The organism is Devosia sp., assembly GCF_036563435.1.
Classification (GTDB): domain Bacteria; phylum Pseudomonadota; class Alphaproteobacteria; order Rhizobiales; family Devosiaceae; genus Devosia.
Genome location: NZ_DATCMJ010000012.1, coordinates 310,883 through 330,319 on the forward strand (window position 1 = coordinate 310,883; position 19,437 = coordinate 330,319).

Here is a 19,437-nt window from a genome sequence, read left to right on the forward strand (position 1 = left end):
TTGGCTTGGCGGCCTCTCTTCATCAGTTTTTATCCGTCAGCAAGAATCTTGATGCGTTCCGGCTCGCCGCGGCGTAGATGATTGTACTTGATCAAAGTAGTAGATGAGGGGTCAGCTATGTCTTTGTTGCTTCCGAAAACTTGGCTGCGCGCGCTGGCGGGCGCCGTCGCCGCTTTTGCCCTGGCAGCCTCGCCGGCGGCGGCTCAGACGCTCGAGCCGCTTCCTGCGCCCACGGGCGACGTGATCCTGGTGGTCCGCGGCAATGTCGAGGTTACCAATAGCGAGGAGGGCGCCGCCTTCGACCGCGACATGCTCACGGCACTCGGCGAAACCGAAATCCGCACCTCGACGCCGTGGACGGATGGCGTGCAGGTCTTCACCGGCGTGCTTGCCCGCACCGTGTTCGAGCGCGTCGGCGCGGAGGGCACCACGGTCGCCGCCGCTGCCCTCAACGACTATACGGTCGAGGTACCGATGGAAGACTTCCAGAACTATGACGTGCTGCTCGCCACTGCGATGAATGGCGAAGAACTGCGCGTCAGCGACAAGGGCCCGCTCTGGATCGTTTATCCGCGCGACGACCAACGGGCACTTCAGGATCGGCGGCTGCACGACAGATGGGTATGGCAACTCAAGTCGCTCAGCGTGCAATGACGCTGAGGCCATGGCTGTCGCGGCCATTTCTGGCCTCGGCCCTGGCCCTGACCGTTCTGTTCGTGCTGCTGCTCACGGCGGTGACGCGCCTCGCCGTGAACGAAAACCGCCTTGCCGGCGAACCGGCCGAGGGGGTCATCTGGTTTTCGAGCCAAGGCCAGTACGAAGCGATGCGGCTGGCCGATACGGCGCTGCTGTTCGAGCTTGGCCGTGTCTCCCATGACGAACTGGTGCTGCGCTACGACCTGCTCGACAGCCGCATAACGCTGTTCGAGGAAGGACAGATGACCCGGCGGGTCGAGGCGATCGGGTTCGAGGACGAAATCGCTTCACTGCGGACGCAGCTGGAAGCGCATCGCGTGCCGCTGGCAACCATGGTCCCGGAAGACGAGGCGGCCATAGCGGCGCTGCACGACACGGCCGCCGCCATGGCGCTGACCATGCGCGACCTTGCCAATGCCGGCATGCTGGATGGACGCGAGCGGCAAAGCACCGTCCGCGACGGCCGCCGGCAGATCCTCTTTGAAATCCTCGCCTTCCTTCTCGCCACGCTTGTCGCCGGCGTCATCGTTGCCATCATTGTGGTGCGCGGGCATCGCGGCATGGCGCGCGCCGAAGCAGCGCTGAGCCACGAGCGGGAAGTGTCCCGGCTGCATCGCGCCTTTACTTCAGTGGTGTCGCACCAGTTCCGAACCCCGCTTTCCATCATCGACGCCAGTTCGCAGCGCATGTTGCGGCGCGGCGCGGCGATGTCGGCCGAAGAGCTGACCAACCGCGTCACCAAGATCCGCAATGCCTGCCAGCGGCTGACGCGCCTGATGGAAAGCACGCTCAATGCAGCGCGGCTCGAGCAGGGCGAGATCAGCTTCAATGCCCGCCCCTGCAATCTCCACCAGCTGATCGTTTCGGTCTGCGAGAACCAGCCGGAGGAAGACCAGGGGCGGATCAGGCGCTCACTGGAGGCGCTGCCGGAAGTCGCCATGGCCGATACGACGCTGCTGGAACAGGCAGTGCAGAACCTTCTCTCCAACGCCCTCAAATACTCGCCGGAAAACAGCGCCGTCTCGGTTCGCGGCTGGCGGCAAGGCGGCGACATCCACATCAGCGTCGAAGATCACGGCGTGGGCATTCCGGAAGACGAAGTGGGCTTTGTAAGCGAACGGTTCTTCCGCGCCCGCACGGCGGAAGGCATTCCGGGCACCGGCATCGGCCTCAACTTCGTGTCGCAGATCATGGAACTCCATGGCGGCCGCGTCGATGTCCAGAGCAGCGAAGGCAAGGGATCGACCTTCACCCTGGTCTTCCCCTTCCGCGCGGCCGAAGCGCCGCGGTTCGTTCAAGCTGGGGCAGCCTGAGGCTTGGCCGGAGAACCGGCCTCTCTTTGAAAGAAGGTGCGGAGATCGCAAGGCGCTCACTTGACGCCCAGTCTATCATTATTTATAACCGAACGGTCGGAAATAAATCGGAGCAGGTCATGGGCCGCAAGCGGGTGGTGGATCAGCAGAGCATCCTCGATGCAGCCGAGCAGGTGGTTGCCCGGGATGGCGCTGCCAATCTCACCATCGAGCGGGTCGCTGCGGAAGCCGGCGTCAGCAAGGCGACGGTGCTCTATGACTTCAAGAGCAAGCAGGCGATCATGGAAGCCGTGATCGAGCGGGCCTTCCAGCGTGACAACGCCGCGCATGGCGAAGTGGAAGCCGCCCTGCAGCAGAGCGGATCGTCATCGGTGGCAGCCAGCCGCATCGTGACGGCTTCGGCCCCTCCCCCCGACGATTTCCGCAACGCCGCCCTCAACCTCAGTGCGGCTCTCGTCCTCGACCAGGGCCTGCGCAAAAAGATGCAGCTCAACCAGGCCGCCGTTCTTGACCGCATCCGGGAAACCGAAGCGTCGCCGCGCGGCGCGCAACTCGCCTACCTGGCGCTTGAGGGCCTCAAGCTGCTCGAGCATTTCGACTTCCACCATTTCGACAGCGCTGAGCGCGCCCGCATCCTGCGCGAAATCCATTGGCTGGTGACAGCCGAACCCGGCGAAGTGCCGCTCCCGACCACTTAAGCAATTCTCAGGACACAGCAATGACTTCGATCCAGCAGGCGGTTACTCCGCCGGCCCAAGGCGCTCGCGCGCCATTTTCCCCGCGCCGTCCCTTCGTCACAGGCGCCAGCGGCTATGTCGGACGCAACCTCATCCGCCACTTCGTGGCCAAGGGCTGCGCAGTGGTGGGCTTGGTGCGCAGCGCCAAGGCCGCCGAGACCGTGCAGGGCTTGGGCGCGATCCCATACATTGGCGACATTCTGGTCCCCACCCTCGTCGAGGGCATGCGCGACTGCGATGCCTTGATCCACGCCGCTGCCGACACCAGTCACGGACCGGCATCGGCACAGCAACTCCGGACCAACCAGGAGGGGACACGGCTCGTGTTTGCTGCAGCACAAGCAGCGGGCGTCACCCGCGCCATCCACCTCAGCAGCGAGTCGGTCCTCGCCACTGGCAGGCCAATCGTCAATGCGGACGAGACATGGCCCTTGCCACGCAATCCTGCCGGCAGCTACTCGCGCAGCAAGGCCGCTGCGGAACAGATCGCCCTGTCCTTTAGCGGCGGAAGTCTCGATGTCGTCGTGATCCGTCCCCGCTTCGTCTGGGGCCGTGACGACACCACCGCGCTGCCGCATCTCCTGGAAGCGGCGCGATCGGGTCAGCTGGCCTGGATCAACGGTGGAAGCTACCTCACCTCCACGACCCACATCGCCAATCTCTGCCTCGGCATCGAACGCGTGCTCACCGGCGGCAGAAGCGGAGAGGTCTATTTCATCACCGATGGCGCACCGGTCACCTTCCGCCAGTTTGCCAGCCAACTGCTGGAAACGCAGGGCGTCGAGCCGCCGGACAAGTCGGTGCCGCGCCGGCTTCTCCACGCCATCGCCATCGTCGGCGACGCATTGGGAAAAATCTCGCACGGCAGAATCGTTGCCCCCCTTACGCTGCAATCCTTCGCCACCTCTGCCGTGGAAGTGACGCTCGACATCAGCAAGGCGCGGGCAGAACTGGGATACGAGCCCGCCATCTCGCTCGAGCAGGGCATGGCGGAACTGCGTGGGGACTGGGAGTGGGACGCGTGAAACTTGTGGACATTGTGATGATCAAGGCTGCTTTGGCCGTCGCACTTTCTGCGACAGCACTATTGGGCGCCGATGCCGTGGCAGCCCAAGAAGCATCCAGCGATCTGGTGCAACTCGCCCGGGCGCTGGAGGACCGTCTTGATGCACGGATCGGGCTCTATATCCACGATTTCGAGGACGGCCAGAGTTGGGAATATCGCGCGGACGAACGCTTCCCGATGGCCAGCACCTTCAAGATGCTGGCCTGCGCCACCCTTCTCGACCGCGACGCTACTGAAGAGACGGTCACCATCGATGCCGCGGACCTGGTGGACTATTCCCCGGTGACCGAAACCATGGTGGGCGAGAGTGTTTCGGCTGCTTTCCTCTGCGAAACCACCCTGCGCACCAGCGACAACACTGCCGCCAACTATCTTCTTGAAGTGCTGGGCGGCCCCCAAGCCGTGACACAGTTCCTGCGCGAGACCGGAGACGAGACGACACGGCTGGACCGCATGGAGCCCGAGCTCAACGAAGGCGAACCCGGCTCCGAGCTGGACACGACGACGCCGCGCGCCATGGCAAGCCTCGCCCAATCATTCCTAACCGAGGATATGCTTCCACCTGCCGACCGAGAGCAACTGACTGCCTGGCTGATGGCCAACGAAGTTGGTGGCCCGCTGCTGCGCAGCGGCATTCCTGCCGACTGGCGCATTGCCGACCGCACCGGCGCTGGCGGTTACGGCACGCGCGGCATTGTCGCTGTCATGTGGCCGTCTGAACGCGAGCCCATCGTCGCCGCGATCTACCTTACCGAAACCGAGGCCTCCATGGCCGAGCGCAACGCCGCCATAGCCGAAATCGGCGCTGCGCTTGCCCGTGCGGTGCACGAGTAAGAACGGTCGCATTCCGTCATCCTTTTCCGAAAGACCAAAACATGCGTTCGAGTGCAATTTGCTTGGCCTTGATCCTTGCGGCTCAAACCATTGCAGCAGCGCAGCCCGCCCGCGACTTTGAACTCTGCCGCTCCCAGCTTGAACTGCTGATCCGCGGCAACAAGCTTACGGAAGCGGAGATAAAGCTGTTCGAGCAGCAGTGCGCCTGCCTGGCGGAGCAGGAGCAAGCAGATACGACGGAAAAGCAGTCCTGCGCCCAGCAGCGCTAGCCGGCCCGCTCGGACCCCTGGTCGTTCCGCGCCGCGTCATCGGTGCGCTCATCAAGCAGCATTTGCATGGCGCGGAACCAGTAGTCGGTCTCCTTGCCCAGCGGTCGGCCATCGTTTTCCCAAAGATGGTACGCCGTCACACGGACCTTCTGCTCGAAGTCCATATCGACGAATTTCTCGGTGTCTTCATACATGACAAGCCCTCCAGTGCTGCTGAGAACGCAGGATGGGCCAGGAACGATCCACGAGCCGCTCACGTGAAGTGCACGCTGCCAGTGGCCAGGTCTGAACAGGTGCGTGCGACTCAGGTGCCGCACTGATGATTAACCTTGAATAATCAATCCTAGCGATCGGAACGAGCCACGGGAACGGCAGTTGAGTGTCGCAACCCGACGCTTGCCTGAGGGTGCCGCGTCAACTCCCACAGGTGGAAATTGAGCAATTCCGAGCAATACGCTGCGCGCGCATTACGCGAATTCGACGGTGAAGCCTCCGACCTGGCGGTACAGCCCTATTTCGAGGATGTGAGCGAACATGGCGGCGCCCCGGTCGTGCCCTTGTGGTCGCCGCGACCGCTGGTGGTGGACCTCGATGGCACATTGCTGCGATCGGACCTGCTGATCGAGCGCATCTTCGCCGAACTGGGCCGGCGCCCGCATGCCGTTATCGAATTGTTCGCCGCGCTCAGGCAGGGCAAGTCGGTGCTCAAGCACCGCCTTTCCGAAGCCGCCGATTTCAACCCCTCCATCCTGCCCTATGATGAAGTGGTGCTCCGCTGCCTCCAGGAAGCGCGCGCCCAAGGCCGTCCGGTCTACCTGGCCTCCGCAAGCCACGAAAAGCTGGTCGCTCCGATCGCCGAGCATCTCGGGCTGTTCGACGGGTGGTTCGCCACCAACGAATTCACCAACCTGTCGGGCCGGGTCAAGGCGGAGCTTCTCGTCGACACGTTCGGCGAAAAGGGCTTCGACTATATCGGCAACGACAAGGCCGACCTCGAAGTATGGCCTCATGCCGCCAAGGCCCTGGCCATCCGCGCCAGTGGTGGTGTGGGCCGCGCGCTGGCCAGCCGGTGCGACGACATCGAGCATCTCGAACATGACCGGGCCACCTGGCGCGAATGGCTGCGCCTGATGCGTGTGCATCAATACGCCAAGAACGCTCTGGTCTTCGTGCCCTTGCTGACGAGCCAGATGTTCGAGCTGACGGCGTTCCTCGCTGCGCTGACAGCGGTGATTGCCTTTTCGCTTTGCGCGTCCAGTGTCTACATCCTCAACGACCTCATCGACATCCAGGACGATCGCGGGCATCGCAGCAAGCGCTTCCGTCCCCTGGCAGCCGGGACGATCCCGATTGCCGACGCGGTCCTGGCAGTCCCCATACTGCTTGGCATTTCGATGGCGATCGCGTCGGCCATTTCGCTGCCCTTCCTCGGTGTGCTGGTCGCCTACTATGTCCTGACCACCGCCTATTCTTTCTTCCTCAAGCGGCAGTTGATGAGCGATGTCGTGGCGCTTGCCGGGCTTTACACCATTCGCGTGGTGGGCGGCGCAGTGGCCATTGGGGCGGGCCTGTCCTTCTGGTTCCTGGGCTTCCTCATGGCCTGGTTCCTCTCGCTCGCGCTGATCAAGCGGTTTGTGGAAATGCAGGCGCGCCGGGAGGCAGGGCTGCCCGACAGCACGAGCCGGGATTATCGCAACGACGACTACCTGATTGTGGGCGCGCTTGCCGCGGCTGCGGGCTTCCAAGCTATTACGCTGTTCGTTCTCTACGGCACCAGCGATGCAGCGCTGGCGAACTATTCACGGCCGGACCTGCTTTGGCTAGTTGCACCGGTCTTGACCTTCTGGCTGGGCCGTGCCCTCGTCGTGGCTCACCGCGGCGAGATGCATGATGACCCAATGGTCTTTGCGCTCAAGGATCGTGTCAGCATCGTCACCTTGGCGGCAGCGGGCGCTTTGGTTGTAGGTGCCATGTGAGGCAGGCTGTGAACGGAGCTGAACTGTTGCGAACTTTGAACGTGGCGCGTGCATGACCACCGGTGCGCTTTACATCCTCTTTGCCGTCATCTCGACGCTCGTGAATTTTGCGACGCAGGAGGCCGTTTTGCTTGCCCTGCCCTGGGCACCCCTCATGCTGTCCATCCTGGCCGGCACAGGCACGGGCTTCGTCTCCAAATACGTGCTGGACAAGTTCTGGGTGTTTCAGGACGGCTTTGTCAGCAAGGCCGACGAGGCACGCAAGGTCGGGCTCTATGGCCTCTTCAGCGTGGCGACGACCGCTATCTTCTGGGGTTTCGAGCTCACGGCCTGGATGATCTGGCAGACCGATACCGCCAAATATGCTGGTGGTGCCCTTGGGCTGGCCGTAGGTTACGCCGCCAAGTATGCCCTCGATCGCCGCTTTGTTTTCCGGGCGGAGCGCGCCTGAATGCTCCTGGAAGGTTGGGGGCGCTATCCGCGCCATGAAAGCAAGCCACTCGCAGCGCGTGCAGGGCTGCATGAACTTGGGCATTTAGTCAGCCAGCATCAAGGCCTCGTCGCCCGCGGCAACGGCCGCGCCTATGGCGATGCGGCTATCGGGGAAGACGCCACGTTGTTGATGCGCGGCCTCGACCGCATGAAGGCCTTCGACGAGGAGGCGTGCTTGCTCACCGTCGAGGGCGGTGTCCTGCTCGGCGATATCATCGAGACTTTCCTGCCACGCGGCTTTTTCCTGCCGGTTGTTCCGGGCACCAAGTTCGTGACGGTTGGCGGGGCAATCGCTGCCGACGTTCATGGCAAGAACCACCACCGCGACGGGGGCTTCGGCGCGACCGTTCATAGCCTTCGCCTCGTGCTTCCCAGCGGCCAGACGGTAACCTGCTCGCCCAGCGAAAACGGGGAGCTCTTCCGGGCGACGATCGGCGGCATGGGTCTTACCGGCGCCATTGCCGAGGCCACGATCCGGCTGCGGAGGGTGGAAACCAGCTTCATCAGGCAACAGACATCGGTGGCGCCAAACCTCTCCGCTGCGCTGGCGGCTCTGGATGCGGCTGACGAGGTGACCTATTCGGTGGCCTGGATTGACTGCCTGGCGGGCGGCGCCGCTTTGGGCCGATCGCTGATCTATGCGGGTGAGCACGCGTCGGCGGAGGAAGTGGTGGACGGCAAGGAAAGGCTTGCCGTTGCCGCCAGCAAGCGGCTCAGCGTTCCCGTGGACCTGCCGGGCTGGACGCTCAACCGCGCGTCGGTGATGGCTTTCAACGAGCTTTACTTCCGGCGCGGGTCCGCCGCCGGTCGCGAGCACACTCTGGTTCAGTACGAGCCCTATTTTTTCCCGCTCGACGGGGTGGGGCAGTGGAACCGCATCTACGGCAAGCGCGGCTTTCTTCAGCACCAATGTGTGGTGCCGCCAGACAATGCCGAAGCGGTGCTCAGTGAAATCCTGGCGCGCTTTGCCCGGTCGGGCAAGGCCTCATTCCTGGCCGTGCTCAAGAAGCTTGGCGAAGGCAGCGGCATGCTGTCATTCCCAATGCGCGGCTATACCCTGGCGCTCGATGTCCAGGTGAGCGAGGAGATATTCCCCCTGCTCGATGAAATCGATAGCTTGGTGGCGCGCGCGGGCGGCAGGCTCTACCTGGCGAAGGACGCAAGGCAATCGCGCGCAACCTTCGAGCAGGGCTATCCAGAACTAGAAGCATTCCGGCAGGTAAGGCGCAGTATCGGTGCCGAGGGCCACATAACATCGAAACTTTCAAGGCGGCTGGGCATATGAGCGAACAAAAGACACTCCTGCTTATCGGCGCCACGTCCGATATCGGCCATGCCACGGCGACCGCCTTTGCCAAGGCCGGCTGGCGCATTCACCTCACGGCAAGAAACCTTGAGGCCGCCGAGCGCAACCGCGCCGATATCGCCGTCCGCACCAGTGTTCCGGTCACCGCCGAGGTTCTGAATATCCTCGACACCGAAAAGCTCGAGAGCTTCGTGGGTGGTCTCGTCCCGCTACCCGACGCGGTTGTGTGCGTGGTGGGGGAACTGGGCGACCAGCAGCGGGCGCAGACCGACATCGCCCATGCCGCACGGGTCATACGCACCAATTTCGAAGGACCGTCGCTGCTGCTTGGAATCCTGGCCGAGCGGTTCATCCAGCGCGGCCACGGTTCAATCGTTGGCGTCAGCTCGGTGGCGGGAGATCGTGGCCGCGGGTCAAACTACGTCTATGGCGCTGCGAAGGCTGGCTTTTCCGCATTCCTTTCCGGTCTGCGCAACCGGGCCAGCGCCAGCAATGTGCAAGTCATCACCATCAAACCCGGCTTCGTGCGGACACGCATGACGTCCGGTATGAAACTGCCGCCACTGCTCACGGCCGAGCCGGATGAAGTGGGCAATGCCATTCTGGCGGCAGTCGAGAAGTCGCGCTCCGGTGTCCACTATGTCCGCAAGATCTGGCGTCCGGTAATGACGGCCATCTGCCTCATACCGGAACCGGTCTTCAAGAAGATGCGGCTCTAGCATGAGCGACGTCGCCGCTAGGAGGACGGGCACGCCCTGGCTTCAGCTCTCCTGGGAGCGGGTCATGGCGGCGCCGGGGCGCATCATTCTTGCGGTCGGGCTGCTGCTGGCAGTGGCACTTGCATTGCCCGGCGAAACGGTGGCGACGCGGCTGCTTGAGGATCTGTTCGCCATCCTTGATGGCGTCCAGCGGGTATCCTGGGGACAGGTCCCGAACCGGGATTTCCATAGCGCCTTTGGGCCCCTCGTCGCCTATATTCCGGCCCTTGGCTATTGGCTGACCGGCAGCCTCGGGGCGGCGCTGCCGCTCGGCAACGCGATCGTGGTCGCGGTTGTGGCAGCTGTTTTATCCTATGTGCTTCCCTCGCGGCTCTCGCCTGCGCTGGCCATTCCCTTCGGCTTCTTCCTGCTGGTGGTACTTGCCGCGCCGCTGAACCTCGGCGACGGCATAACGGCCCTGTCCTTCAACCAGTTTTTCAACCGGATCGGCTGGGTCGGGTTGGCGGCCCTGCTGGTATTCTTCCTCCCGGTACGCGGTAAAATTCAGCCGCGCCTGCTGATGGATGTCGCCTGCGCGGCCGGGCTGGTGCTCCTCTTGATCTACACCAGGGCCACCTATGGACTGGTGGCGCTGGTCTTCCTCCTCTTCATGCTGACCGACCGGCGCCAGTGGCGTTGGGCTGCCTTGTCGCTGGCCGCGGTGGTCGTTGCAGCCGGTCTGATCGAGCTCGTCTGGCGCAGCTCGTTTGCTTATGCAGAAGATGTCGGGCTTGCCCTCGCTGCCGGCGGACTGCTGCGCGGCACACCGGCGCAGTGGCTCGAACTCTTCCTGGGCAATTTCGCCGATTACATACTCCTCGGCTTTCTTTCCGGCCTGCTGTTCTGGCGTCGATTCCGCCTGCGCGATCTCCTGTTCGTGCTGTTCTGCGCCCTTGCCGGTTTCTGGTTGATCAACCAGAACGACCAGCGCTGGGGCATCATCGTTATGCATGCTGCGGCCGCCGTGGTCGCCGAACGGCTGCTTCGCGAGATGGCGCACAAGCCCGCTCCGGCCGGTCAGTTGGTCAACGCAGCGGGCGTCCAGCTCTTTCTGTTCGGCCTGTTGTTCCCCACCATGGTCCATTGCACTGCCGCACTGCTGCTCCATGCGGGCACAGCCGTGGTCAATGGCGGTCAATCGCTTGCCATCGCCCGTCTTGAACGGGTGCGCCTCGCCGACTTGTGGACGCCCGGCGAGTTCGGCGGCAGCCGCTGGTACCTTGATCTCGTCGGCGACGGCTTGAGGGCGCTCGAAGCTGCGGACCAGCCTCCCGGCCGCATCGTTGTTCTGGGCGGGCCCAACCCTTTCTCCGCCACGCTGGACCTGGCTCCAGCTACAGGCGATGTCGCGCAGATGCGCTGGGGCGCCACGCACAATCCGGCGCACCATATCGATCCCGAGCAGTTTCTCTCCTCGGCCGACACCGTGATGGAGCGCCTTGCTGCAGGCGGCACGGGTGACCTGGGCGCGGTCTACCTGCCCTACGTAGTCGAGCACTTCACCGTCGCCGCGCAGACGCGAGACTGGCGCATCTACCAGCGCACCACCGGCGCCGAGCCGACGATTCCATGACCCGGATTTCGGTTCCTGCGGCAACGATCGTCGCCGCCGCTATAACCTTGTCCCTGCTGTTGGCGCTGCCGGCTCGAACCATCACCACCGCCTATATAAATGACGTCTTGATCTTCCTCGATGGGGCGCAGCGGGTCGCCTTCGGGCAGATGCCCAACCGGGATTTCCATACCGCACTGGGCCCGCTAGTCTACTATCTGCCGGCCGTGGGACTGTGGCTGTCGGGCCGCATGGGTGGCGCCTTGCCCGTAGGGATGGGCGTGCTGATCCTGGTGCTCACGCCGGTCCTCGCGTATGTCGTGACCAGCCGGCTCCGGCCGGTCCTCGGCGTCACCTTCGCGCTCTTCCTCCTGCTGATCCTTGCCACGCCGGTCAATCTCGGCGATCCGCTTTCCTCGCTCTCCTTTGCCATGTTCTACAACCGCATCGGCTGGTTCGCGTTGGGATTGCTGGCTATCTTGCATCTCGAACCAACGTCCGGCGGAAAGGCCATTCCGTGGCTGGACGCGGGGGCGGCGGCCCTGCTGGTGCTAATAACGATCTACACCAAGATCACCTATGCGCCCGTGGCGCTGGCCTTTGTCCTGCTAAGTCTGTTCAACAGCCGGCAGCGCTTTTCGGCAGCCGTCGCCATTGGCCTCATCGCGGCCTGCGGCGTGCTCGTGGAACTGGTCTGGGGAGGCACTGCCGGCCACGTCAACGATCTTCTGGCCACCGCGAAGGTGAGCGGTGACCGGAGCCTCCGGGCCATCGTTCAGGCCGGCCTCAACAACCTCCCAGACTTGCTTGTCGCTGCCGTGCTTGCCGTTTGGGCGCTCTTCTGCCGGCCTCGCCTCCAGGACCTCTTATTCTATGGCCTGTGCTTCGGCGGCGGCGTGCTGATCTTGTCGCAGAACGCCCATAGCTGGGGGATCATCACTCTGTTTGCCGCCGCAGCGGTCGCCGGAGAAACCATTATCCGCTCCGGCTCGGCGCGGGCTTTGTCTGGCGCAGCGCTCCTGTTCCTGCTTCTCGCCCTGCCGCCCATTGCGCGGCACACGATCGCCTTTGTCACCCATTCCGCGCTGGCCTTCGCCGATTTCGGCGCGCCATTGCCGCTACCCCGCTTCCAAGAAGTTCGCTTCGGCAGGCTCTGGTCCCCGGGCGACAACGGCTTCAGTGAGCTTTATATCGGCACGTTCGCCGAGGGGGCGGCCATGCTGGAGCAACGCAAACCTGCTCCGGAGCAGGTGCTGGTCCTCGATTTTGCCAACCCGTTCTCGGCCGGGTTGAACCTTGCGCCCCCTACCGGCGACCTGTCGTGGATGCACTGGGGCCGCAACATCAGCGCCGCGCACCATCCTAAGCCCGAGCAACTCTTTGCTGGCGCCGCCGTGGTCATGATCCCCAAGATCGGCATCAACAGTGCCCAATTATCGGAGATCTACGAACCCTATCTTTCCGCGAACTGGCAACTGGTGCGCAATACAAGGACCTGGAAGCTTTTCGTGCCGAGAACCACGCCATGAGTACAGTGCTTGATAGCAGACCAGCCCGCGCTGACATGTCCAGCCTGCGCCGCTTCCTCTCCGTTCCCCGGGTCATCGTGGCCCTGGGCGTCGTTCTGGCGCTGCTGCTGGCCCTGCCCGGCCAAACCGTCACCACAAAATATGTAAATGACCTCTTCATCTTCCTCGACGGGGCCTATCGCATCGTCGAGGGCCAAGTTCCCAATCGCGACTTCCATTCCTCGCTCGGGCCGCTTGCCTTCTACCTGCCCGCCATCGGCTATGGCTTGACCGGCAGCCTGGGCGCCGCCATGCCCGTCGGCCTGGCGCTGGTCGTGGTGCTGCTTTCGGTAATCGGCGCACATCTCATCGGCACACGCATGCCGGCCGCGATCGGGTTGCCGCTGGCCGGGTTCCTGCTTGTGGCCGCCACGGCGCCTCTTAATCCGGGCGAGGGAATAGCCGACCTGTCCTTTGCAATGTTCTACAACCGCATCGGTTGGGCCGCACTGGGCCTGCTGTTCGTGCTGTACCTGCCGCCGGTGCGACCGCACCGCTGGCAGACATGGCTGGACGCAGCTTCGGCGACAGCGCTGACCTTGCTGCTCGTCTACATGAAGGCCAGCTATGGTCTCGTGGCGCTCGGTTTCCTCCTTTTCATGCTGACCGACCGCCAGCAGAGGCTGGCTATGGCGCTCGCTCTCGCCACCTGCGGCGTGAGCGCGGTTCTGGTCGAACTGATCTGGCGCGGCAGCCTGACCTATATCGCCGATCTGCAGCTCGCAGCCGATGTCAGCGGGGATCTGCCGGACCTGCAGCGCCTCGTCACCATCGTGCTGCAGAATCTGGCCGACATAGCCGTCTACCTGATTTTTGCTGCAGCCCTCCTTATCAGCCGCCGCCGCTTCCGCGACTGGCTGTTTGCCAACTTCTGCCTCGGCGCCGGGATCCTCATCATCGAGCAGAACTTCCAAACGGTCGGTATTCTGACCCTGGCGGCAGGCGCGGCAGTCATGGCGGTGAGGCTGTCCGAGAAGCCGCGCACGGGCGCAGTGGCCCGGGGTCTGCCCTTGTTGCTGGCCATTCTGATGCTTCCGGTGGCGGTGCAATATAGCCTCACGCTGCTGCTCCACACGGGGCTTGCCATAACGCGGCAAGCCGAGCCGATGCCCATGCCCGGCTTCGAGGCGGTGCATCTGGCGCGCCTCTCCAACGACGGGCTGTTCCAGAACTTCTCGCGCTACAACCGCTCGCTGGCCGATGGCGCCGCAGCGCTGGCCCAGATGGAGCCAGAGCCCGAGCGCGTCGTCGTCTTCGACTTCGTTGGCCCCTTCACCGCTGGCCTCGGCTTGCCGCCGGCGCGCGGCGACTACCCTTGGTACCATTGGGGCCGGACGCTGGATGACACGGTCTATCCACCCGCGGAAGAAATTCTCGCCGATGCCCAGGTCATCATGGAGCCCAAGGCGCCGATCGAGTTCTGGACCGCCGCGGGCATGCGCCGGATCTATGCGCCTTACCTCGATGCCAATTTCCGGCTGGTCCGCGAAACCGCTGACTGGCGCATCTATGCCCGGCGGCCAGGCTCTTCCGGTTCGCTGGCAAATACCAGCGTCACCAGACAAAGAACCAGCGCCCAGCCATAGGTTGACCCGACGGTGAGCTGGACAGCCGGGGCGGCGCCGAAATAGCCGAGCACAATGGGCACCGGGATGGCCAGCATTGCCGCCACAAGCCACATGGGCCACTGCCGCCAATAGGCGACCATGACCGGTAGCAGGAACAGCGTGTACTGGATCCAACCCAGCGGCGAAGCCATGATGGCGCCGAGCAGGGCGAAGCTGCTGACGCGCATCACCGAGGGGCGCTTGAAGAAGGCCCAGGCGGCCAAGGCCAGCAGCAGCAATCCGCTCAAGGCTGTACCGAGCAGGGGAATGCCGGCGCGTGCGCCGAAGCCGGAGAGCGATGCGTTGGTCAGGAAAAAGGCGCGCTCGCCATCGGACACGACCAGCTCCAGCCACTGCCGGTAGATCTCCGGGCCGTACACGACGAGCGGGATCGCGCTGATCACGGCTGCGCAGAGCACCGAGGCGATGCTCGACTTTCGATAGCCGGCCAAAAACAGCAGCACTGGCCAGACCAGGAAATTCGGCTTCATGGCGATCACGACGCCGATCAAAACACCCGCGAAAACCCACTGCCGGCGTTCCAGCAAGAGCCAGGCGCCGACGGTCGAGAGGACCAGCGGGATATAGATCTGGCCCAGATAGAGCGTGTCCCAGAAGCCGGCCAGCGCCAGCGCCCAAACGGCGAGCAGGGCGGCCCAGCCATTGGGCGCATAGCGCCAGGCGAGAAGCGCGATGACGACAAGGTAGCAGGCGGCGGAAATCAGGTTCCAAACTTGAAAGGTGGTCTCCGGCGGCGCCAGGTCAAACAATTGGAACAGCAGTGCCGAAATGGGAGGATTAAGATTGGGGTTCCAGGTTTCAAAGCCCGGAAAAACCACATGAGGCGTCAGTGGGGGATAGATCCCGTAGGGATTGAGCCCTTCGGCCGCGGCGCGGCCCGACGCCACGAAAGCACCGAAGTCCCATAGTCCGTGCGGCGGAACAACCCGGTGCCACTCACCATAGATGGTCCAGACCGACAGCGCCAACAGCAGAGCCGCCGCCAGGGCGTAAACCACCGCAGGCCCTTTGCTGGGCGAGCGCACCTCGACATAGCTCATGAAGTTCGTCCTCCACTTTCCTTGTCATAACACATGAAGGGTGATCAGTCGGCCACGGGCAAGTAGATCCTCTGCGTGATCTTGCGCCGGGTGGACGTCGTTCTCCGAATGTCGAGGGGATAGCTGCAGCCCGCTTAGCCGGTAAGCCAGACACGCGTCCCCGTCTTGTTCGCGCTTTCGCTCAGCTTTACCCCGACTGGGGGAACGATGAAGGCCGATCGGACGATGTCTTCGCCGCACAGCCGCCCGGACCACCGCATAATCGAGACTGTCTTGCGGCCGTTTGGGAGGCCAGAAATGGTCCATCAGTGTCGTCCGCAGCGGCGCTACCCTCACAATGAGGTAAGCGACGCCCGGTTCGATCCCAAGCAACAAAGCAACACACACTAATCCGCTTGGTGCTGCCCCACGTCTCTGCACCAGTCGTCTCACTGTCAAACCTGGGTTTTGCTTCGGAACACAAGCGATGCAGCCTCATTGATCCAGCAGAGGAATGCGGCTTGGAGAAGTTAGCTATGGCGCAGGATCTTCGGGGACTTTCCACCACGGCTCAAATCGGCGGGCATCCGCTCCACCCCATGCTGATCCCCCTTCCCATCGGGCTTCTGGTTGGGACATTTGCCTGTGACCTGGCCTTCTGGGGTACTGGCGATACGTTCTGGGCATCGGCCGCCTTCTGGGCCCTGGTCGGCGCCCTCGTCACTGCGGCCATCGCCGCTGTCGCTGGCTTCATGGACTTCTTCGGCAACAGCAAGATCCGGGCGATCAAAGATGCCTGGCGTCACATGGTCGGCAACTTGGTTGCGGTTGTGCTGGCTGTCGTCAGCCTCTGGCTCAGGGCAAGCAGTGGTGCCCAGGTCGTTCTACCCTGGGGCCTACTGTTATCCACCCTAGTGGTTGTCCTGATCCTCTATACCGGCTGGAAGGGCGGCGAGCTTTCCTATCGCCACCGCGTCGGTATGCTCCCGGACGATAGGACCTAGGATTGCGCCTCAGGCACGGAAGGCGGCAAATCTTTGGCGCGGTGATGACTAGACCCACGAGCACCGCGGCGCTGGCAGCATGAAGCATCAGCGGCAGGGGTGCTCCTGGTCCGCCAGTGAGTAAAACCAAGACGATATCACCTAAGGGGATCAGGGCGCTAGCCGCCAGCAGGCGCCGGAGCGCGGGGACGGAAACCGGAGCCAGGGCGACTATGAAGCCGCAAAGGGCCAAGTCGCGGATGCCGAGGGCCCGTACATAGGTGCTGTCCGCGTGAGACCCGAGGGGCACACCAAATATTGCGGAGGCCGGCTCTGGCGCCAGCACAAACAACGCGCCCAGTACTGCGAAAACAACCGCAAGCATGAGGGTCAGTGTAAGCCATATCTGCCGCGACAGCATGTCGGTCTCCGCCTCTTGTTGCTTCAGGTAAGAAGGCGGAACTGCAGGCGGAGGTTGCCGTTGAATCAGACGACTAACCTCTGGAGGCAGAAATGATCAATACTCGCACACATGGCATCATCGACTACGTAATGGGCCTGGCTCTGATCGTGGTGCCCTTTCTCTTCAACTTCGGCGCTCAGTCGGAAGCGGCTCTGTGGGTGCCGGTCGTCTTGGGCGTGGTCATTCTTATGACCAGCCTCTTGACCAAATACGAACTGAGCATCGCCAAGATCATTCCCATGCCCGTCCATATTGGCGCGGACGTGCTCGTCGGCTTGCTGCTTGCTGTGTCCCCATGGCTATTCGGCTTCGCCGAGCAGATGTGGATGCCCCATGTCGTGCTCGGCGCGCTTGAAATCGGCGTCGCCCTGACGACCCAGAAGCACTCTGCCTACGACGGGCACGCTTCGGTGGGCAGCGCAGCACATCGCTAAGATCTGACTTAAGGCTGACCAGGGGCGGTGCCACGCAAGGGGCGCCGCCCCTCCGCTTGATATGTCCTAGCACACTTAGACTTTGAAGCAGCTTCGATTGGTGAACTGCTGAGCAACGATCGTTTCTCATCGCTTCGTGGCAAGCTGCACGACGTTCCCGGATGCTCTCCTGGCGCTCACCGCCTCGGCCGCGGTGCGGAGGAGGAGCTCCTCTCCGAACGGCTTGGGAAGGATCGGGAAAGCGACGCGGCTGCCGTTTTCCAGTTGATCGCTATAGCCGGTCATCAGTACCACAGCCAGGTTCTGATCAGCGGCGACGGCCTGCTCGGCCAGTTCGATACCCGACATGGCTGGCATGGTGATGTCCGAGATCAGCAGGTCGAACCGGGCACTGTTGAGCTTGAACAGGCCCTCCGCTCCCGAAGCGGCAATGTCGACCAGCATGCCGGCACTCTCGACGATGCCGGCCACGCCCTGAGCCACGGTAGCATCGTCGTCAACTACGAGCACTCGCATACCGGACAGGGGCGAGAGATCGGCGGCCTCTGCCTCCACCGTCTCGTGCGAAGCGACCTCGACCCGCGGGAGCAGGATATGGACAATTGTTCCCGCATTGGGCACGCTCGATGCAACTGCCGCGCCGCCCGAGCGCCGGGCAAAGCCATAGACCTGACTTAGCCCAAGGCCCTTGGCGTCGGGTCCCCTTGTGGTGAAGAAGGGGTCAAAGACGCGGTGGATGTGCTCGGGCGCAATGCCCCGGCCGTTGTCGCGCAGGGAAATGGCTACCGCCGGACCGCGCATCTGCGGCGTCAGTTGCTCGGCGGCCAGGACATTACGGATTTCGAGGACGATCTCGCCGCCATCGGGCATGGCATCCCGGCTGTTGGCCGCGAGATTGACCAGCGCAACTTCCAGATCCTGAAGATCGAGGCGCACCGCCCAAAGGTCGGGAGCAATATCGGCGCGTACTGCTATATTGGCGGGCAGCGCCTGGGCGATGATCTCCATTAGGCCCTTGGAGCGCTCCCTCAAGCAAACCAGCCGGGCGCCGGCATCGGAACGCTTGGTGAAACTGGCCAAGCGTTGCACCGTGACACGTCCCTTCTCGACGCTCTCCAGCATGAGCCGCGCGGTTTGGTCGAAGCGCGCAGGATCGTCACGGCGCTTCCTGAGCTGCTCGACACCTGACAGCATGCCCATCAGCAGATTGTTGAAGTCGTGGGACAGGCCACCGGCCATTTTGCTCAGGGCATCGAAGCGCTGCCATGTCGCGACAATGACGTCACGCTCCTGGGCGGCCTTGAGTTCTCGGCGTGCCAGGACCACCCCCGACCCGACAATGGCAGCTGACAGAAGCCCGGCGGCCATAAGGGCCCAGAGCGCAGCCCGGCCCGGCGCCTGATACTGTTCCAGTGGCATGCCAACGAAAACACGCCATCCCGAACTTCCCACTGGGCTGGCAATCGCCCGGAGCCCCTTCCCGACATCGGTAGCCGGAGCCTCCAGATGCACCACATCCGCTAAGGGCTGCTCTGCCGCCGCCGCACCGGAAGGTTCTGCGATCGTCCGTCCTTGATCGTCCAGGATCTTGACCTGCCATCCGGCCGGAATGGCGCTTTCCTCGGCGGCGGCGATCAGGGTCGGGGGCCGGAGAACGGCGCTGAGGACGCTCACCACAACACCGTTGCGAAGCACGGGCACTCGGACGGCGAAGGCTGCCGAGCCCAAGGGCCCGACAACAAGTGATCCGATCACGGGCGTTGCGGTCGCAACGCTTTGCCGAAGGCTTTCGAGATCCACTGCCTTTGAGGCCACTCCTTCACGCAGAAGCGGAGAGGTCGTCAGGAGATTTCCTTGGAGGTCTGAAACACGGATGCTCGACCATTCCGGCAGCCGCTCGCGAAGGCGATCCGCGATTTCCCGAAAGGCCGCAGCCTCCATCGGCGGATCGAGCCGCGGCGACTCGGCCAGAATGGTCAGAAGCGCGACCTGCGTATCGAGAGCCTTGGTGACCGAGAGCGCTGCGCGTTCTGCCGTGCGCCGCAACTGTTCGTCGATCTGGTGTTCTTCGCTTCGCTGATACAGCTGGGACAGGAAAGCTGCGCCCAGAGTCAGCGGCAGCAAGGCGGCAAGGACCAGCAGCCTGACGCTGTTCTGGCGGAAGTGTCTTGAGATCTGCAACGTCACTTCTCTGTGCCTGTTCTGCCGTCAGCTTAGCACAAGGTGTGAGCGCTGCCAGTAGTTTGCAGAAGGGCAGTGCTTGCTGGCGATAAGTGTCCCAAGCACTTTCATTGTTCCGCAAATTGGCTAAGGTCGGTCAAGAGCGCTTCGCCTCCAGAACGG

At 63.3% G+C, this 19,437-nt stretch carries 18 protein-coding genes and 1 pseudogene; 15 read left to right on the forward strand and 4 right to left on the reverse strand.

Features of this window, described 5'->3' with window-relative positions:
- Positions 1-117: 117 nt before the first annotated feature.
- The 6 genes from VIL88_RS07520 to VIL88_RS07545 all read left to right on the forward strand — a co-directional run bounded on the left by VIL88_RS07520 (position 118) and on the right by VIL88_RS07545 (position 4,915).
- Positions 118-654, forward strand: coding sequence for a molybdopterin-dependent oxidoreductase (locus VIL88_RS07520; protein WP_331987409.1), 537 nt, complete (start codon positions 118-120; stop codon positions 652-654).
- Entirely contained in the window at positions 624-2,009 is a 1,386-nt protein-coding gene (locus VIL88_RS07525; RefSeq protein WP_331987410.1) for a HAMP domain-containing sensor histidine kinase, read from the forward strand. Before VIL88_RS07520 ends, VIL88_RS07525 begins: the two co-directional genes overlap by 31 nt.
- A 119-nt stretch (positions 2,010-2,128) precedes the next feature.
- Positions 2,129-2,707, forward strand: coding sequence for a TetR/AcrR family transcriptional regulator (locus VIL88_RS07530; protein WP_331987411.1), 579 nt, complete (start codon positions 2,129-2,131; stop codon positions 2,705-2,707).
- 20 nt (positions 2,708-2,727) lie between these two features.
- Positions 2,728-3,771, forward strand: a complete 1,044-nt coding sequence (locus VIL88_RS07535) for an NAD-dependent epimerase/dehydratase family protein (protein ID WP_331987413.1) — start codon at positions 2,728-2,730, stop codon at positions 3,769-3,771.
- A gap of 17 nt (positions 3,772-3,788) precedes the next feature.
- Positions 3,789-4,646: a class A beta-lactamase gene (bla, locus tag VIL88_RS07540; protein WP_349257495.1), complete on the forward strand. Its 858-nt coding sequence runs from the start codon at positions 3,789-3,791 to the stop codon at positions 4,644-4,646.
- 62 nt (positions 4,647-4,708) lie between these two features.
- Positions 4,709-4,915: a hypothetical protein gene (locus VIL88_RS07545; RefSeq protein WP_331987417.1), complete on the forward strand. Its 207-nt coding sequence runs from the start codon at positions 4,709-4,711 to the stop codon at positions 4,913-4,915.
- On the opposite strand, the gene VIL88_RS07550 is transcribed toward VIL88_RS07545, so the two are convergent.
- On the reverse strand, positions 4,912-5,109 hold the full coding sequence (locus tag VIL88_RS07550) for a DUF2934 domain-containing protein (protein ID WP_331987419.1): 198 nt from the start codon (positions 5,107-5,109) through the stop codon (positions 4,912-4,914). The genes VIL88_RS07545 and VIL88_RS07550 overlap by 4 nt on opposite strands.
- 240 nt (positions 5,110-5,349) lie before the next feature.
- On the opposite strand from VIL88_RS07550, the gene VIL88_RS07555 reads away from it, so the two are divergent.
- Genes VIL88_RS07555 through VIL88_RS07585 form a run of 7 tightly spaced genes read left to right on the forward strand, consistent with a single transcriptional unit; the run spans position 5,350 to position 14,153 of the window.
- Positions 5,350-6,891, forward strand: coding sequence for a UbiA family prenyltransferase (locus tag VIL88_RS07555; RefSeq protein ID WP_331987421.1), 1,542 nt, complete (start codon positions 5,350-5,352; stop codon positions 6,889-6,891).
- Between the two features lie 52 nt (positions 6,892-6,943).
- Positions 6,944-7,342: a GtrA family protein gene (locus tag VIL88_RS07560; RefSeq protein ID WP_331987423.1), complete on the forward strand. Its 399-nt coding sequence runs from the start codon at positions 6,944-6,946 to the stop codon at positions 7,340-7,342.
- Positions 7,343-8,668 (forward strand): FAD-binding oxidoreductase, encoded by a 1,326-nt coding sequence (locus VIL88_RS07565; RefSeq protein ID WP_331987425.1) that lies wholly within the window; start codon positions 7,343-7,345, stop codon positions 8,666-8,668.
- Complete coding sequence (locus VIL88_RS07570; protein WP_331987427.1) at positions 8,665-9,408, forward strand: SDR family oxidoreductase; 744 nt, start codon at positions 8,665-8,667, stop codon at positions 9,406-9,408. Before VIL88_RS07565 ends, VIL88_RS07570 begins: the two co-directional genes overlap by 4 nt.
- A 1-nt stretch (position 9,409) precedes the next feature.
- Positions 9,410-11,020 carry a hypothetical protein gene (locus VIL88_RS07575; RefSeq protein ID WP_331987429.1) on the forward strand — a complete coding sequence of 537 codons (1,611 nt, stop codon included), beginning with the start codon at positions 9,410-9,412 and terminating at the stop codon, positions 11,018-11,020.
- On the forward strand, positions 11,017-12,528 hold the full coding sequence (locus VIL88_RS07580) for a hypothetical protein (protein ID WP_331987431.1): 1,512 nt from the start codon (positions 11,017-11,019) through the stop codon (positions 12,526-12,528). Before VIL88_RS07575 ends, VIL88_RS07580 begins: the two co-directional genes overlap by 4 nt.
- Positions 12,525-14,153, forward strand: coding sequence for a hypothetical protein (locus VIL88_RS07585; RefSeq protein WP_331987433.1), 1,629 nt, complete (start codon positions 12,525-12,527; stop codon positions 14,151-14,153). Before VIL88_RS07580 ends, VIL88_RS07585 begins: the two co-directional genes overlap by 4 nt.
- Here VIL88_RS07585 and VIL88_RS07590 read toward each other — a convergent pair.
- Positions 14,075-15,235 carry a glycosyltransferase family 87 protein gene (locus VIL88_RS07590; RefSeq protein WP_331987435.1) on the reverse strand — a complete coding sequence of 387 codons (1,161 nt, stop codon included), beginning with the start codon at positions 15,233-15,235 and terminating at the stop codon, positions 14,075-14,077. The genes VIL88_RS07585 and VIL88_RS07590 overlap by 79 nt on opposite strands.
- Positions 15,236-15,750: 515 nt before the next feature.
- Between VIL88_RS07590 and VIL88_RS07595 the strand changes: the two genes are divergently transcribed.
- Positions 15,751-16,218 carry a DUF2231 domain-containing protein gene (locus VIL88_RS07595; protein ID WP_331987437.1) on the forward strand — a complete coding sequence of 156 codons (468 nt, stop codon included), beginning with the start codon at positions 15,751-15,753 and terminating at the stop codon, positions 16,216-16,218.
- Positions 16,219-16,276: 58 nt separating this feature from the next.
- Here the strand turns inward: VIL88_RS07595 and VIL88_RS18105 are convergent.
- Positions 16,277-16,618, reverse strand: a pseudogene (locus VIL88_RS18105) (DUF4267 domain-containing protein); the annotation flags it as partial.
- Positions 16,619-16,710: 92 nt separating this feature from the next.
- Here VIL88_RS18105 and VIL88_RS07600 point away from each other — a divergent pair.
- Positions 16,711-17,094 carry an SPW repeat domain-containing protein gene (locus VIL88_RS07600; RefSeq protein WP_331987438.1) on the forward strand — a complete coding sequence of 128 codons (384 nt, stop codon included), beginning with the start codon at positions 16,711-16,713 and terminating at the stop codon, positions 17,092-17,094.
- A gap of 126 nt (positions 17,095-17,220) precedes the next feature.
- Here VIL88_RS07600 and VIL88_RS07605 read toward each other — a convergent pair whose 3' ends face one another.
- Positions 17,221-19,281, reverse strand: a complete 2,061-nt coding sequence (locus VIL88_RS07605) for a response regulator (protein ID WP_331987439.1) — start codon at positions 19,279-19,281, stop codon at positions 17,221-17,223.
- Positions 19,282-19,437: the final 156 nt, after the last annotated feature.